This window comes from Shinella oryzae (assembly GCF_023038235.1).
Classification (GTDB): Bacteria; Pseudomonadota; Alphaproteobacteria; order Rhizobiales; family Rhizobiaceae; genus Shinella; species Shinella sumterensis.
This window is the reverse complement of record NZ_CP081987.1, coordinates 1,865,667-1,880,418: the sequence shown is the minus strand read 5'-3', so window position 1 is coordinate 1,880,418 and position 14,752 is coordinate 1,865,667. Positions and strand designations below refer to the sequence as shown.

Annotated in this window: 13 protein-coding genes; 12 read left to right on the top strand and 1 reads right to left on the bottom strand. The window is 64.0% G+C overall.

Annotated elements, in window-relative coordinates; all coding sequences use genetic code 11:
- Positions 1 to 74 precede the first annotated feature (74 nt).
- From ftsW to aqpZ, 5 genes are all read left to right on the top strand, one after another.
- On the top strand, positions 75 to 1,229 hold the full coding sequence (ftsW, locus tag K6301_RS09280; RefSeq protein WP_134649574.1) for a putative lipid II flippase FtsW: 1,155 nt from the start codon (positions 75 to 77) through the stop codon (positions 1,227 to 1,229).
- Between the two features lie 9 nt (positions 1,230 to 1,238).
- Positions 1,239 to 2,360: an undecaprenyldiphospho-muramoylpentapeptide beta-N-acetylglucosaminyltransferase gene (murG, locus tag K6301_RS09275; protein ID WP_247216343.1), complete on the top strand. Its 1,122-nt coding sequence runs from the start codon at positions 1,239 to 1,241 to the stop codon at positions 2,358 to 2,360.
- Positions 2,357 to 3,772, top strand: coding sequence for a UDP-N-acetylmuramate--L-alanine ligase (murC, locus tag K6301_RS09270; protein ID WP_247216341.1), 1,416 nt, complete (start codon positions 2,357 to 2,359; stop codon positions 3,770 to 3,772). Before murG ends, murC begins: the two co-directional genes overlap by 4 nt.
- Positions 3,769 to 4,743, top strand: a complete 975-nt coding sequence (gene murB / locus K6301_RS09265) for a UDP-N-acetylmuramate dehydrogenase (RefSeq protein ID WP_247216339.1) — start codon at positions 3,769 to 3,771, stop codon at positions 4,741 to 4,743. Before murC ends, murB begins: the two co-directional genes overlap by 4 nt.
- Positions 4,744 to 4,898: 155 nt before the next feature.
- The gene (gene aqpZ / locus K6301_RS09260) at positions 4,899 to 5,585 is read left to right on the top strand and encodes an aquaporin Z (RefSeq protein WP_247216337.1); all 687 of its coding nucleotides are present in this window, start codon (positions 4,899 to 4,901) and stop codon (positions 5,583 to 5,585) included.
- Positions 5,586 to 5,659: 74 nt separating this feature from the next.
- Here the strand turns inward: aqpZ and K6301_RS09255 are convergent, their stop codons facing one another.
- Positions 5,660 to 6,964 carry an MFS transporter gene (locus tag K6301_RS09255; protein ID WP_247216335.1) on the bottom strand — a complete coding sequence of 435 codons (1,305 nt, stop codon included), beginning with the start codon at positions 6,962 to 6,964 and terminating at the stop codon, positions 5,660 to 5,662.
- Between the two features lie 439 nt (positions 6,965 to 7,403).
- On the opposite strand from K6301_RS09255, the gene K6301_RS09250 reads away from it, so the two are divergent.
- From K6301_RS09250 to K6301_RS09220, 7 genes are all read left to right on the top strand, one after another.
- A complete protein-coding gene (locus K6301_RS09250; protein WP_247216334.1) occupies positions 7,404 to 8,330 on the top strand; it encodes a D-alanine--D-alanine ligase in 927 nt (308 codons plus the stop codon).
- On the top strand, positions 8,318 to 9,238 hold the full coding sequence (locus K6301_RS09245) for a cell division protein FtsQ/DivIB (RefSeq protein ID WP_160869489.1): 921 nt from the start codon (positions 8,318 to 8,320) through the stop codon (positions 9,236 to 9,238). Before K6301_RS09250 ends, K6301_RS09245 begins: the two co-directional genes overlap by 13 nt.
- Positions 9,235 to 10,566 carry a cell division protein FtsA gene (ftsA, locus tag K6301_RS09240; protein ID WP_160869487.1) on the top strand — a complete coding sequence of 444 codons (1,332 nt, stop codon included), beginning with the start codon at positions 9,235 to 9,237 and terminating at the stop codon, positions 10,564 to 10,566. Before K6301_RS09245 ends, ftsA begins: the two co-directional genes overlap by 4 nt.
- A 101-nt stretch (positions 10,567 to 10,667) precedes the next feature.
- Entirely contained in the window at positions 10,668 to 12,410 is a 1,743-nt protein-coding gene (gene ftsZ, locus K6301_RS09235) for a cell division protein FtsZ (RefSeq protein WP_247216332.1), read from the top strand.
- 21 nt (positions 12,411 to 12,431) lie between these two features.
- On the top strand, positions 12,432 to 12,686 hold the full coding sequence (locus K6301_RS09230) for a hypothetical protein (RefSeq protein WP_160869483.1): 255 nt from the start codon (positions 12,432 to 12,434) through the stop codon (positions 12,684 to 12,686).
- A gap of 39 nt (positions 12,687 to 12,725) precedes the next feature.
- The gene (gene lpxC, locus K6301_RS09225; RefSeq protein WP_247216330.1) at positions 12,726 to 13,682 is read left to right on the top strand and encodes a UDP-3-O-acyl-N-acetylglucosamine deacetylase; all 957 of its coding nucleotides are present in this window, start codon (positions 12,726 to 12,728) and stop codon (positions 13,680 to 13,682) included.
- A gap of 154 nt (positions 13,683 to 13,836) precedes the next feature.
- Positions 13,837 to 14,703 (top strand): outer membrane protein assembly factor BamD, encoded by an 867-nt coding sequence (locus K6301_RS09220; protein WP_247216328.1) that lies wholly within the window; start codon positions 13,837 to 13,839, stop codon positions 14,701 to 14,703.
- The last annotated feature ends 49 nt before the right edge of the window (positions 14,704 to 14,752 follow it).

Below are 14,752 nucleotides of genomic sequence, written 5' to 3'. Positions count from 1 at the left end.
TCTCCGGGGTCGAACCCGGGGATGATGGAGGAGAGGGCTGCGGACCCGAAATCCTTCAACGAGGGGATTTGATCATGGTAAGTCGCGCCGAACGTGGTGCATTGGCGGACTGGTTCTGGACGATAGACCGGTTCTTCCTCGCGGCCTTCATCCTTCTGATGGGGCTCGGGTTCATGCTGTCCTTCGCGGCCAGCCCCGCGGTTGCCGAACGCATCGGCCTCGACAGTTTCCACTTCGTCAAGCGGCACGCCTTCTTCCTGCTGCCGTCGATCGTCGTGATGTTCGGCATCTCCTTCCTCTCGCCGCGCCAGGTGCGGCGCGCGGCGATGATCCTTCTCGTCGCCTCGCTCGCCGCCATGGTGCTGGCGCTGTTCTTCGGCGTCGAGGTCAAGGGATCGCGGCGCTGGCTCGCCATCGGCAGCCTGTCCGTGCAGCCGTCGGAATTCATGAAGCCGGCCTTCGTCGTCATCTGCGCCTGGCTCTTTTCCGAACACGCACGCCAGCCGGAAATTCCCGGCAATCTCTTCGCCATCATCCTCTTCGGCATCGTGGCGGCGCTGCTCATTGCCCAGCCGGACCTCGGCCAGACGGTGCTCACGGCGGCGGTCTGGGGCGGCATGTTCTTCATGGCCGGCATGCCGTGGCTGTGGATCATCATTCTCGGGGGCGCTGCCGTCGGCGGCCTGCTCACGGCCTATACGCTCCTGCCGCACGTGGCCGCGCGTATCGACAAATTCTGGACGGGCGAGGGCGACACGTTCCAGATGGATACGGCGCGCGAGGCCATCATCCGCGGCAACTGGTTCGGCCAGGGTCCGGGCGAGGGCACCGTCAAGCGCATCATCCCCGACAGCCATACCGATTTTATCTTCTCGGTCGCGGCCGAGGAGTTCGGCATCATCTTCTGCATGGTCATCGTGCTGATCTTCGCCTTCGTTGTGATGCGCGGCCTCAATCATGCCTTCAAGGAGCGCAACGATTTCACGCGCTTCGCCGTCGCCGGCCTCGTGCTGCAGATGGGCATCCAGTCGATGATCAACATCGGCGTCAATCTCGAACTCATGCCGGCCAAGGGCATGACCCTGCCGCTGATCTCCTATGGCGGTTCGTCCATGGTGGCGATCTGCGTGACAGCCGGCTTCATCCTGGCGCTGACCCGCCACCGCCCGGAAAAGCGCGCGTCCGAGCGCAGCCTCTTCCGCGGTGGTATCGTGGCGGCGGCCGAATAAGGAACAGGCATGAGCAAAGGCATCGTTCTTCTCGCCGCCGGTGGTACCGGCGGCCATCTTTTTCCCGCGGAAGCGCTGGCCCATGAGCTGAAGGCCGGCGGCTGGTCGGTGCATCTCGTGACCGACAGCCGCGCCGAGCGCTTCGCCGGCAAATTCCCTGCCGACGAAATCCACATCGTGCCATCGGCGACGATCGGCTCGAAGAACCCGGTCAGCGTCGCCAAGTCGCTGTTCACGCTGTGGAAGGGCATGCGTGCCGCGCGCCGGCTTCTGGCGCGGCTGAAGCCGAAGGTCGTCGTCGGCTTCGGCGGTTATCCCACCGTGCCGCCGCTTCTGGCCGCGACCGGGATGGGCATCCCCTCGATGATCCACGAGCAGAATGCCGTGATGGGCCGCGCCAACAAGGCGCTCGCCAACCGTGTGCGCGCCATTGCCGGCGGCTTCCTGCCGGAGACGGGCGGTCCCTATGCGGCAAAGACGGTGACGACAGGCAATCCGGTGCGGCCGGCCGTGCTGGAGGCTGCCGCGGTCCCCTATACGCCCTCGACGGACGGCGAATTCCGGCTGGTCGTGTTCGGCGGCAGCCAGGGCGCGCAGTTCTTCTCCAAGGCCATTCCCTCGGCCATCGCGGCGCTGGAGCCGCAGGACCGGGCGCGGCTGAAGATCACGCAGCAGGCGCGCACGGAGGACAAGGACGAGGTGGTGCGCAGCTATGCCGATCTCGGCATTCCCGCCGATGTCTCGCCCTTCTTCAACGACATGGCGGCGCGCATCGGTGCCGCGCATCTCGTCATCAGTCGGTCCGGCGCCTCCACGGTATCCGAGCTTTCGGTGGTCGGCCGTCCGTCCATCCTCGTGCCCTATCCCTATGCGCTCGATCACGACCAGGCGGCCAACGCCGCGGCCCTGGCAGGTGCCGGCGGCGCCAAGGTGATCCCGCAGGCGGAGCTTTCGACGGAGCGCCTGGCGCGGATCGTCTCGGGCGCCATGCATGATCCGGCTAAGATGGCCACCATGGCCGCAAGCGCCAGAAATGCAGGAAAACCGGATGCCACGCGCTTGCTCGCTTCCATGGTAGAGGCTATTGCGGGCGGCAGGACGATTGCACAATTCAAGGGAGAACGGCCATGAAGATGCCGCAGAGCATAGGGCTCGTTCATTTCATCGGCATTGGCGGCATCGGCATGAGCGGCATCGCCGAGGTGCTGCACAATCTCGGCCACAAGGTGCAGGGCTCCGACCAGGCAGACAGCGCAAACGTGCAGCGCCTGCGTGAGAAGGGCATCGAGGTCTTCGTCGGCCACAAGGCGGAAAATCTCGGCGAGGCGGAAGTGGTCGTCGTTTCCACCGCCATCAAGAAAAGCAATCCGGAATTGATCGCGGCGCGCGAAAAGCTGCTGCCGGTCGTGCGCCGCGCCGAAATGCTGGCCGAGCTGATGCGCTTCCGCAATGCCATCGCCATCGGCGGCACGCACGGCAAGACGACGACGACCTCGATGGTCGCGACGCTGCTGGAGGCCGGTGGCCTCGACCCGACCGTCATCAATGGCGGCATCATCAATGCCTATGGCACCAATGCCCGCATGGGCGAGGGCGAATGGATGGTGGTGGAAGCCGACGAATCGGACGGCACCTTCCTGAAGCTTCCCGCCGATATCGCCATCGTCACCAATATCGACCCCGAACATCTCGACCATTACGGCAACTTCGACGCGGTTCGCGCCGCCTTCCGGCAGTTCGTCGAAAACGTGCCGTTCTATGGTTTCGGCGTCATGTGCCTGGATCATCCCGAAGTGCAGGCCATGGTCAGCCGCATCGAGGACCGCAAGGTTATCACCTATGGCGAAAACCCGCAGGCGGACGTGCGTTTCGGCAATATCCGCATGGACGGCGCGACCTCGGTCTTCGACGTGGAGATCCGCCGCCGCCGCACCGGCCAGGTCATTTCGCTGAAGGACCTGCGCTTGCCGATGCCGGGCCGGCACAATGTGTCCAACGCGACGGCGGCGATTGCGGTCGCGCAGCGTCTCGGCATCTCGCCGGAGCTGATCGCCAAGGGGCTTGCCGGCTTCGGCGGCGTGAAGCGCCGCTTCACCTTCACGGGCAGCTGGAACGGCGTGAACGTCTATGACGACTACGGCCACCACCCCGTCGAGATCAAGGCCGTGCTGCGCGCCGCGCGCGAGGCCTGCGCGGGTCGAATCATCGCCGTGCACCAGCCGCACCGCTACAGCCGCGTCGCGAGCCTTTTCGAAGAGTTCGCCGGCTGCTTCAACGACGCCGACAGCGTGATGATCGCGCCGATCTATGCGGCGGGGGAAGACCCCATCGAGGGCGTGACGGCGGAAGAACTGGTTTCCCGCATCAAGTCGGGCGGGCATCGCGATGCGCGCGTGCTGGCTTCGCCGGATGCGCTGGCCGGTATCGTCGCCGGCATTGCAAAGCCCGGCGATTTCGTGGTTCTCTTGGGGGCTGGCAGCATCACGCATTGGGCGCAGGCGTTGCCGCGGGAATTGGCAGGCATTTCGGGTGAGGTGGCATGAAGCGGGTTGATGGTGCGAAACTTCTGGCGTCGTTGGGTGAAGGCATCAAGGAGGTGCGCGGACGCCTGACACCGGATGCACCGATGGACCGTGTCACCTGGTTCCGCGCCGGCGGCCTTGCCGAGCTGATGTTCCATCCGCACGATGTCGAGGACCTCGTCGCCTTCCTCAAGCTGCTGCCGGAAGAGGTGCCGCTGACGGTGACGGGCGTGGGCTCCAACCTTCTGGTGCGAGACGGTGGTATTCCCGGCGTCGTGATCCGCCTTTCGGCCAAGGGCTTCGGCGATGTCGAGCTTGCCGGCGATAACCGCATCAAGGCCGGCGCCATCTGCCCGGACAAGAACATCGCGGCCATGGCGCTCGACCACAACATCGCGGGCTTCGAATTCTACTACGGCATTCCCGGCTCCATCGGTGGTGCGCTGCGCATGAATGCGGGCGCCAATGGCGGGGAGACCAAGGACCTCGTCGTCGAGGTTCATGCCGTCGACCGCAAGGGCAACCAGCACGTGCTGTCCAACGCCGACATGGGCTACAGCTATCGCAAGTCGTCCGCGTCTGGTGATCTCATCTTCACCCATGCCGTCTTCCAGGGGCAGGCGGGCGAAAAGGACGAGATCCGCGCGAAGATGGACGCCGTGCGCCAGCACCGCGAGACCGTCCAGCCGATTCGCGAGAAGACCGGCGGTTCCACCTTCAAGAACCCCGAAGGCCATTCGGCCTGGAAGCTGATCGATGAGGCCGGGTGCCGTGGCCTGATGATCGGTGGTGCGCAGATGTCGCCGATGCACTGCAACTTCATGATCAATACCGGGCAGGCGACGGGCTACGAGCTTGAATATCTTGGCGAGACCGTGCGCAGCCGCGTGCTGGAGCATTCCGGCATCATGCTGCAATGGGAAATCAAGCGCCTCGGCAACTTCATGCCCGGTTACGAGGTGAAGGAATTCCTAGGCCGCGCCACGGCCTGAAACCCTCTCCCTGAACGGATTGCGCGCATACGGTGATCGCGTGAGTCGCATTTTCCCGTTCAGCTTGCGTTCGTGCGCAATTTCCGAAACCTTGGCTCTGCGTGGTGATCACGCGGAGTGATTCCGGATTTTCGGAAGTGGGACAGGGGGTCCTCATGTTCAAGAAGCTTTCAGCCGAGTTTCTCGGCACGTTCTGGCTCGTCTTAGGCGGTTGCGGCAGCGCGGTGCTGGCTGCCGCTTTCCCGGAGGTGGGCATCGGCCTGCTCGGCGTGGCCTTCGCCTTCGGCCTGACGGTGCTGACCATGGCCTATACCGTCGGGGGCATTTCCGGCGGGCATTTCAATCCGGCCGTCTCTGTGGGGCTCACGGTCGCCGGCAAGTTCCCGGTATCGAGCCTCGTGCCCTACATCGTGGCGCAGGTCGTGGGTGCGGTGGCGGCTGCCGCGGTGCTCTACGTCGTGGCGTCCGGAAAGGCCGGCTTCACGGCGGGCGGCTTCGCATCGAACGGTTACGGCGAGTTGTCGCCAGGCGGTTATTCGCTGACGGCGGCTCTGGTCATCGAGGTGGTGCTGACGGCGTTCTTCCTCCTCATCATCCTCGGCTCGACCCATGGCCGTGCCCCTGTGGGCTTTGCGCCGATTGCCATCGGTCTCGGCCTGACGCTGATCCACCTCGTTTCCATTCCAGTCACCAACACCTCGGTCAATCCGGCGCGTTCCACGGGTGTCGCGCTCTTTGCCGAGACGGCGGCGCTGTCGCAGCTCTGGCTGTTCTGGGTGGCGCCGATCCTCGGCGCGGTCATCGGCGCGGTGATCTGGAAGGTCGTCGGCGAGACCGATTGATCCGCAGACAAAAAGAAACCCGCCGCGTCGGAACGCGGCGGGTTTTTCGATTCAGGCCCTGCGAGAGGGTCGGGTCAGACTTCTTCCTTGCCCGAGAGCAGGATGCAGGCCAGCGTGATCGCGGCGGAAATGCCGAGATAGTAGCCGACATGGGTCATGCCGTAATTGGCCTGGAGCCAGGTGGCGATGTAGGGCGCGAGCGATGCGCCGAAGATGCCGGCGAAATTGAACGTGATCGACGAGCCCGTGTAGCGCACCTTCGTGGGGAAGGGCGCGGCAAGCGCCGTGCCGATCAGGCCGTAGGTCATGCCCATCAGCGCCATCGCGAAGATCACGAAGATGAAGATGCCCTGTTCGCCGCTGGTCATCAGGCCCGGCAGGAAGAACGAGAAGACGCCGATCAGGATGGTCGTGAGGATGAGCACCTCGCGGCGGCCGAACCGTTCCGCCAGCTTGCCGGCGACCGGAATGAACAGGCCGAAGAGCACGGAGCCCAGGATCTGTACCTCAAGCGCCTCGATGAACGGGATGTTCAGGACCTTGACGTTGTAGGACAGCAGATAGGCCGAGCCGATATAGAACAGCACGAAGGTGGCCAGCGCCACGAAGGTGCCGAGCACGAGGCTGCGCTTGTGGTTGCGGAAGAGTTCCATGACGGGAACTTCGACGCGCTCCTGCTTGTCGATCGCCTTCTGGAAGGCCGGGGTTTCCGTGATCGACAGGCGAACCCAAAGACCGACGGCGATCAGCAGGATCGACGCGACGAACGGGATGCGCCAGCCCCAGGCGAGCAGCGCCTCCTGCGACATGAAATGCAGCAGCAGCCAGAACACGCCCGACGACAGGAAGAGCCCGATGGGCGCGCCGAGCTGCGGGAACATGCCGTACCAGCTGCGCTTGCCCGGAGGGGCGTTTTCGGTTGCGAGCAGCACCGCGCCGCCCCATTCGCCGCCAAGCCCGAAGCCCTGGCCGAACCGGCACAATGCCAGCAGCAGCGGGGCCAGCACGCCGATCGTCTCATAGGTCGGCAGGAGGCCGATGATGACAGTCGATACGCCCATCGTCAGCAGTGCGGCGACGAGCGTGGTCTTGCGGCCGATGCGGTCGCCATAGTGCCCGAAGACGATGGCGCCGAAGGGGCGGGCAAAGAAGGCGATCGAGAAGGTCGCGAAGGACGCCAGAAGGGCCGTCGTCGGATCGCTGTTCGGGAAGAACAGCGTCGGGAAGACCAGAACTGCGGCGGTGGCGTAAACGTAGAAATCGAAGAATTCGATGGTCGTTCCGACCAGGCTTGCAAATAGAACACGCGCTGGAGAATTGAGGCCGGCGCGGTTGGACTGCGTTGCGGTCGGCGACCCTGTGTGGAGTGTTTCACTCATTGTGGGTGCCTTTTTAATGTTTTTTCTTGCCGTCGTGGGAGGCAGCGGGGCGTTCCTACGCCACGTGGCCGGCCGATGAAACAATAAAAATGCGTCCGGCATCAAAGAATCATACTTTTCTTTCCTTCGCCGCGATGCCCGCATTTACCAAGGCGTTGGGCCCGATGACGCCACGCTCAAGCGCGAAGCCGCGGGCACTTTGTCGTGCGGTTTTTCTTGCATGGTGAGCAAGGCTCTGATTCTAGAGAGAGAATCGTAGCGTGGCTTGATTCGGGACAGGAAAATTTGATCCACGGTGCGTCCGGTTAACGAAAGTAAACGCTTCATTAACCTTAATGGCGCTCTAGTGGTCCTCACGCGACTCGCCGAAGCGGACCCTGACGAAATCAGGTCCACGCAAGCAGCGCGGAGCAGAATGCGGAATTCAGTTGGGGGTTCTATGAGCGTAAAGCATGTCGCGATGCTGATGGGTGGTTTTTCGTCGGAACGGCCGGTGAGCCTTTCGTCGGGCAACGCCTGCGCCGACGCGCTTGAGGCCGAGGGCTACAAGGTCACGCGCGTCGATGTCGATCACGACGTCGCAACCGTTCTTGCCGAACTGAAACCGGATGTCGCCTTCAATGCGCTGCACGGGCCGTTCGGCGAGGACGGCACCATCCAGGGGCTGCTCGAGTTCCTGCAGATCCCCTATACCCATTCCGGCGTGCTTGCCTCCGCGCTTGCCATGGACAAGGCGCAGGCCAAGATCGTCGCCAAGGCCGCCGGCATTCCGGTCGCCGAGCAGCGGCTGATGAACCGTTTCGATTTCACCTCCGCGCATCCGCTGACGCCGCCCTATGTGGTGAAGCCCGTGCGCGAGGGCTCGTCCTTCGGCGTCGTCATGGTCAAGGAAGACCAGTCGCACCCGCCGCAGATCATCACCTCGGAAGAATGGCGCTATGGCGATGCGGTCATGGTCGAGCGCTATGTCTACGGCCGTGAACTGACCTGCGGCGTCATGGGCGATGTCGCGCTCGGCGTCACCGAAGTGGTGCCGCAGGGCCACGCCTTCTACGACTATGATTCGAAATACGTGAAAGGTGGCTCGAAACACATCATTCCGGCGCAGATTTCACCGAATATTTACCAAAAAGTACAAACACTCGCACTCAAGGCGCATCAAGCGATCGGGTGCCGTGGCGTCAGCCGTTCCGACTTCCGCTACGACGACCGTTTTTCAGAGAATGGCGAGCTTATCTGGCTGGAGATCAACACCCAGCCCGGCATGACCCCCACCTCCCTGGTGCCTGAAATGGCCGTCCATGCCGGCCACTCTTTTGGTGAATTCTTGAGTTGGATGGTGGAGGACGCGTCGTGTTTGCGTTGAGCGCCAAGAAGAGCAGGGTGCGCCCCGTCGGTCTTCCGGAAACGGAAGGCGGTCGTGTGCTGCCGCGCCCGCTGCGCCGTATCGTGCGTTTCCTCGTCAGCCTCGCGGCTGGCCGCATCCATATTCCCCGCCACACCGGCAGCATCGCCACCGCACTGTTTCTCGGTGCGACGGGCTTCTACGGCATGTCGCTCGGCGGTCACTCGCAGGATTTCGCCCAGGCCTCGACGACGGCGATCGGCTTCGCCATCGAAGACGTGAAGGTTTCCGGTAATCGCGAGACCTCGGAAATCGATATACTGGAGCGCCTTGGGTTGGATGGCACGACCTCGCTCGTCGCGCTCGACGTCAAGGATGCGCGCAAGAAGCTCAGCGAACTGCCCTGGGTCGAGGACGTGTCGGTCCGAAAGGTGTATCCGGGCACGATCGAGATCACGCTGAAGGAGCGCGAGGCGTTTGGCATCTGGCAGCATGGCAGCGATCTGTCGCTGATCGAGAAGAACGGCAGCGTGATCGCGCCGCTTCGCGACAACAAGTTTTCCACGCTGCCGCTGTTCGTCGGCCGCGATGCCGAAACGGCCGCCGCCGGCTTTTCCGACGAGTTCGACAACTGGCCGGAGATCAAGTCGCGCGTGAAGGCCTACATCCGCGTCGCCGGCCGCCGCTGGGACCTGCGTCTCGACAACGGCATCGTCGTGAAGCTGCCGGAGCACAACGTGCCCCGCGCCATGGATACGCTCGCCACGCTCGAAGCGGAGGAAAGCATCCTGGAGCGCGATATCGCGGCTGTCGATCTGAGGCTTGAGGACCGCACGACGGTGCGTCTGACGGAAGGGGCGCTCGAACGTCGTAACAAGATGGTCGAGCAGAGGACAAAGGACCTGAAGAAGGCAGCGAAGCGCACATGAGCATTTTCGGTTCGTCCCATTTCGGCCTGCCGCGCTTGAAGCCGCTTTCCTCGAAGCGGGCTCACGTCGTTTCGGTCCTCGATATCGGCTCCACCAAGGTGGTCTGCATGATCGGCCGGCTGACGCCGCGCGCCGAGAGCGAGATCCTGCCGGGTCGCACGCACAATGTCGAAATCATCGGCATCGGCCATCAGAAGTCGCGCGGCGTGAAGAACGGCGTGATCGGCGATCTGGATGCGGCTGAAAGCGTGGTCCGCCTTGCCGTCGACGCGGCCGAGCGCATGGCCGGCCTCACCATCGAGAGCCTGATCGTCAACGTATCCGCCGGCCGCCTGCAGAGCGACGTCTACACCGCGACCATCGACCTCGGCGGCCAGGAAGTCGACGCCAACGACCTGCGCAAGGTGCTTGCCGTTGCCGGCCACCAGTCGCTGCGCCAGGACCGCGCCATCCTCCATTCGCTGCCGACCGGCTTCTCGCTGGACGGCGAGCGCGGCATCCGCGATCCGCTTTCCATGTTCGGCGACGTTCTGGGCGTCGACATGCATGTTCTGACGGCCGAGCGTTCGGCGCTGAAGAACCTCGAGCTCTGCGTCAACCGCGCGCACCTCTCCGTCGAGGGCATGGTGGCGACGCCCTATGCGAGCGGCCTTTCGGCGCTTGTCGACGACGAAGTCGAACTCGGCTGCGCCTGCATCGACATGGGCGGCGGCACGACGACGATCTCGGTCTTTGCCGAAGGCAAGCTCGTCCATTCCGACGCGGTCTCGCTCGGCGGCCACCACGTCACCACCGATCTCGCACGGGGCCTTTCGACCCGTATCGAGGATGCGGAGCGCCTGAAGGTCGTACATGGCTCGGCCCTGCCGAATGCCGGCGACGAGCGTGACATCATCACCGTTCCGCCGATCGGCGAGGACGACCGCGACCAGCCGACCCACGTGCCGAAGTCGTTGATTTCGCGGATCGTGCGCGCCCGGATCGAGGAGACGCTCGAACTCATCCGCGACCGTATCCAGCGCTCGGGCTTCTCGCCGATCGTCGGCAAGCGGATCGTGCTGACGGGTGGCGCAAGCCAGCTGACGGGTCTGCCCGAGGCGGCGCGCCGCATCCTGGCCCGCAACGTGCGCATCGGCCGCCCGCTCGGCGTCTCCGGCCTGCCGACGGCAGCCAAGGGACCGGCTTTTTCGACGGCGGTAGGCCTGATGATCTACCCGCAGGTCGCGGAACTGGAAGAACACGCTGTGCAGGGCGGCATGCTCTCGCAGCTGACGGGGGGTAATGGCCGCATCGCCCGCATGGGACAGTGGCTGAAGGAAAGTTTCTGACGGGTTTGCCGGCGGCGTAGCGAGTGCCGGGAAAGACCGACAACTGAGTTTTGGGAATAGACCGGCTGGGCGAAGCGGCCGGAAACGAAAGGAACACTGCAATGACTATCAAGCTCCAGAAGCCTGACATCACCGAGCTGAAGCCCCGCATCACCGTCTTCGGCGTCGGTGGCGGTGGCGGCAACGCCGTCAACAACATGATCACCGCGGGCCTGGAAGGCGTCGACTTCGTCGTTGCCAACACCGACGCCCAGGCGCTGACCATGACCAAGGCTTCGCGGATCATCCAGATGGGTGTCGCCGTCACGGAAGGCCTCGGCGCCGGCTCGCAGCCGGAAGTCGGCCGCGCCGCCGCCGAAGAGTGCATCGACGAGATCATCGATCACCTGAACGGCACCCACATGTGCTTCGTCACCGCCGGCATGGGCGGCGGAACGGGCACGGGCGCGGCACCCGTCGTCGCACAGGCCGCCCGCAACAAGGGCATCCTGACCGTCGGCGTCGTCACCAAGCCGTTCCACTTCGAAGGCGGCCGCCGCATGCGCCTGGCCGAAGAAGGTATCCAGGAACTGCAGAAGTCGGTCGACACGCTGATCGTCATCCCGAACCAGAACCTGTTCCGCATCGCCAACGACAAGACGACCTTTGCCGACGCCTTCGCGATGGCCGACCAGGTTCTCTATTCCGGCGTTGCCTGCATCACCGACCTGATGGTCAAGGAAGGCCTCATCAACCTCGACTTCGCCGACGTCCGCTCGGTGATGCGCGAGATGGGCCGCGCCATGATGGGCACGGGCGAAGCCTCGGGCGAGGGCCGCGCAATGGCCGCTGCCGAAGCTGCGATCGCCAACCCGCTGCTCGACGAAACCTCGATGAAGGGCGCCCAGGGCCTGCTGATCTCCATCACCGGCGGCCGTGACCTGACCCTCTTCGAAGTCGACGAAGCTGCAACCCGTATCCGCGAGGAAGTCGATCCGGACGCAAACATCATACTCGGCGCTACCTTCGACGAAGAGCTCGAAGGTCTGATCCGCGTCTCCGTTGTTGCAACCGGTATCGATCGCGCGGCCTCGGAGGTGGCTGCACGGAATGCTGACTTTCGCAACCTCAGCAAGCCGGTAGTTCGTCCGTCCGCCGCCATCCAGCCGCAGCCCGTCGCCGCAGCACCCCAGCCGGTCAGCCAGCCGCAGCCGGTGCTGCAGCAGCAGCCGGTCGCCCAGCAGCCCGCCGTCGACCCGATCGCCGAGGCCATCCGCGCCTCGGAAGAAAGCCTCGATCGCGAGCTGTCCATTCCGATGACGCGTCCGGCCCCGGTCCAGCAGGCTGCCGTGCATCAGGAAGAGCCCCGCCTGCAGAACCGCATCTTCGCGGCTCCGGCGGAAGCCCCGGCCGTCCAGCGCGTTGCGCCGGTGCAGCAGCAGGCGCCCGTCATGCAGCAGGCTCCGGTGATGCAGCAGCGCGTCGAACAGGCCGCCCCGATCATTCGTCAGGAGCCGCAGTCCATGCGCATGCCGAAGATCGAGGACTTCCCGCCGGTCGTGCAGGCCGAGATGGATCACCGCGCTGCCCAGCAGCCCGCCGCCCATCACGAAGAGCGCGGCCCGATGGGCCTGCTCAAGCGGCTGACCTCGTCGCTCGGCCGTCATGAGGAAGCCCACCCGGCCCAGGAGCCGGCTCCCGTTGCCCAGCAGCAGCAGCGCCGTCCGCTGTCGGCGGAGGCAAGCCTGTATGCGCCGCGTCGCGGCCAGCTCGATGACCACGGCCGCGCCAACCCGCAGCCGCGTGCCCTGCACGAGGACGACCAGCTGGAAATCCCGGCCTTCCTGCGCCGTCAGTCGAACTGAGCCGCAACGGCTTTGTCACAGATGCCCGGATCATCGATCCGGGCATTTTTGTTTCCTGATTTCTTTCAAGGACTTGCGATGCGGATTTTGCGTAACAAACCGAAAGAAACAGTGATTTGTATGATGACGACCGGCCGACTAAATTCAGGCTGGGCAAAGGGGCAGCAGGAATCACGCCACGGCATGGCCGCGCGCAACGAAACCTTCAAACGTTCCGGCAGGCTTGTCGGCGAACGCAAGGCGTTCAGCCGCGGTACTGTTCGGCCCGCGAATTGAAATGTCGGCGACGAATGCGCCGAGACTAAGACGAGGCGAATGCACATGACGATGCTCGGTTTCCAGACGACGATTGCGGCCCCGGTGACGATTTCCGGAACGGGCGTGCATTCCGGCGCGGCCGTGTCGATCACCCTGAACCCGTCGGAAGCCGACAGCGGCATCCTCTTCCAGCGGCTGCACGATGACGGCACCGTCAGCGAATACCGCGCGGTATCCTCGCAGGTCGGCAACACGGATCTTTGCACCGTTCTCGGCTTTTCCGCCGCGACCTCCATCGCCACGGTCGAGCATGTCATGGCCGCGCTTTACGCGCTTGGCCTCGACAACCTGCTCGTCGAAGTGCACGGCTCGGAAATGCCGATCATGGACGGCAGCTCGGCTCCCTTCATCGATGCCATCGATCAGGTCGGAATCGTGCCGCTTTCGGTCAAGCGCCGCTATATCCGTGTCATCAAGCCGGTTCGCGTCGATGCCGGTGCGTCCTGGGCCGAGTTCTCGCCCTATGACGGTATGCGATTCGAAGTCGAGATCGATTTCGATTGCCCGCTGATCGGCCGTCAGGCCTGGAAGGGCGACATGACGCCCTCGACCTTCCGCAACGAGCTTTCCCGCGCCCGCACCTTCGGCTTCATGCGCGACGTCGAGCGTCTGTGGGCCTCCGGCCATGCGCTCGGCTCGTCGCTGGAGAACTCCGTCGTCATCTCCGACGACAACACCGTGATCAATGTCGAAGGCCTGCGCTACGCCAAGGACGAGTTCGTGCGTCACAAGACGCTGGACGCCGTTGGCGACCTGGCGCTGGCCGGTGCACCCTTCATCGGCCGCTACCGTTCCTATCGCGGCGGCCACAAGATGAACGCCTACGCGCTCAAGGCGCTGCTCAGCGATCCGACGGCCTACGAGGTGGTCGAAGATGCCGGGTCGCGTTCGCGGGCGGGTCAGCGTGAGCTGGTTGCGGTCAATGCGCCGGAATTTGCGCCCTGGGCTTTGTGAGGCCGGGCGCAATTAAGCCTTTCTCCCGTCACGACTGCCATAAAAATGCGTTAATGCGCCGGCATGGCGTTGCGATCTTCACGCTTTTGGAGATACAACGCGGGGCGCATGTGCGGCCCGCCCGCATTTGGTGCCGTTGAACTGGGATTGTCTCATGGTTGTTGCAGGATCTGTTGGTGTGAAGAAGACGGCACGTATTGTCTATCTTACGCTTTTCGCTACGGCGGCGTCTGTCGTTCTTTCCGCCTGCCAGTCGGATCCGGACATCGACATCACCAAACTGACGGGCGAAACCGAATCGTCCCAGACGCTCTACAACCAGGGCCTGGCGAACATGAACGCCGGCAAGGTGGGCGAGGCGGCCCGCAAGTTCGAGGCCGTCGACCGCCAGAACCCGTTCTCCGACGAGGCCCGCAAGTCGCTCGTCATGCTGGCCTTCACGAATTACCGTCAGGGCCGCAATGAAGAAGCCATCAAGGCCGGCAAGCGTTATCTGAGCCTCTATCCGGGCTCCGAAGACGCCGCCTATGCGCAGTACATCGTCGGTCTCGCCTATTGGAAGCAGATCCCGAGCGTGACGCAGGATCAGCGCGCCTCGCAGCAGACGATCGAGGCCATGCAGGCCGTCGTCGACAACTATCCGAAGTCGGAATATGTCGAGGACGCTCAGGCTAAGATCCGTTTCGCCCGCGACCAGCTCGCCGGCAAGGAAATGCAGATCGGCCGCTACTATCTCGAGCGCAAGGAATATATCGCGGCGGCCAGCCGCTTCCGCGTCGTCGTCGAGAAGTATCCGATGACCAACCAGATCGAGGAGGCGCTCGCTCGTCTTGTCGAGACCTATTACGCGATGGGCGTCGACAGCGAGGCGCAGACGGCGGCTGCCGTTCTCGGCCACAACTATCCGGACAGCCAGTGGTATTCCGACAGCTACAAGCTCTTGCAGACCAAGGGCCTGGAGCCGCGCGAAAATTCCGGCTCGTGGATCGCGCGCGCGGGCAAGAGGCTTATCGGGGCTTGACGCCGGCCCGGTTGAGCGGAAAGTGTGCGGCAGTTCTGCGTCCGGAATC

Bases quoted from the DNA above. Each gene is read 5' to 3' on its own strand.
- murG (WP_247216343.1), top strand. From the start codon at position 1,239: ATGAGCAAAGGCATCGTTCTTCTCGCCGCCGGTGGTACCGGCGGCCAT.
- K6301_RS09250 (WP_247216334.1), top strand. From the start codon at position 7,404: ATGAGCGTAAAGCATGTCGCGATGCTGATGGGTGGTTTTTCGTCGGAA.
- K6301_RS09230 (WP_160869483.1), top strand. From the start codon at position 12,432: ATGCCCGGATCATCGATCCGGGCATTTTTGTTTCCTGATTTCTTTCAA.
- K6301_RS09220 (WP_247216328.1), top strand. From the start codon at position 13,837: ATGGTTGTTGCAGGATCTGTTGGTGTGAAGAAGACGGCACGTATTGTC.
- lpxC (WP_247216330.1), top strand. From the start codon at position 12,726: ATGCACATGACGATGCTCGGTTTCCAGACGACGATTGCGGCCCCGGTG.
- ftsW (WP_134649574.1), top strand. From the start codon at position 75: ATGGTAAGTCGCGCCGAACGTGGTGCATTGGCGGACTGGTTCTGGACG.
- ftsA (WP_160869487.1), top strand. From the start codon at position 9,235: ATGAGCATTTTCGGTTCGTCCCATTTCGGCCTGCCGCGCTTGAAGCCG.
- murC (WP_247216341.1), top strand. From the start codon at position 2,357: ATGAAGATGCCGCAGAGCATAGGGCTCGTTCATTTCATCGGCATTGGC.
- ftsZ (WP_247216332.1), top strand. From the start codon at position 10,668: ATGACTATCAAGCTCCAGAAGCCTGACATCACCGAGCTGAAGCCCCGC.
- K6301_RS09255 (WP_247216335.1), bottom strand. From the start codon at position 6,964: ATGAGTGAAACACTCCACACAGGGTCGCCGACCGCAACGCAGTCCAAC.
- murB (WP_247216339.1), top strand. From the start codon at position 3,769: ATGAAGCGGGTTGATGGTGCGAAACTTCTGGCGTCGTTGGGTGAAGGC.
- aqpZ (WP_247216337.1), top strand. From the start codon at position 4,899: ATGTTCAAGAAGCTTTCAGCCGAGTTTCTCGGCACGTTCTGGCTCGTC.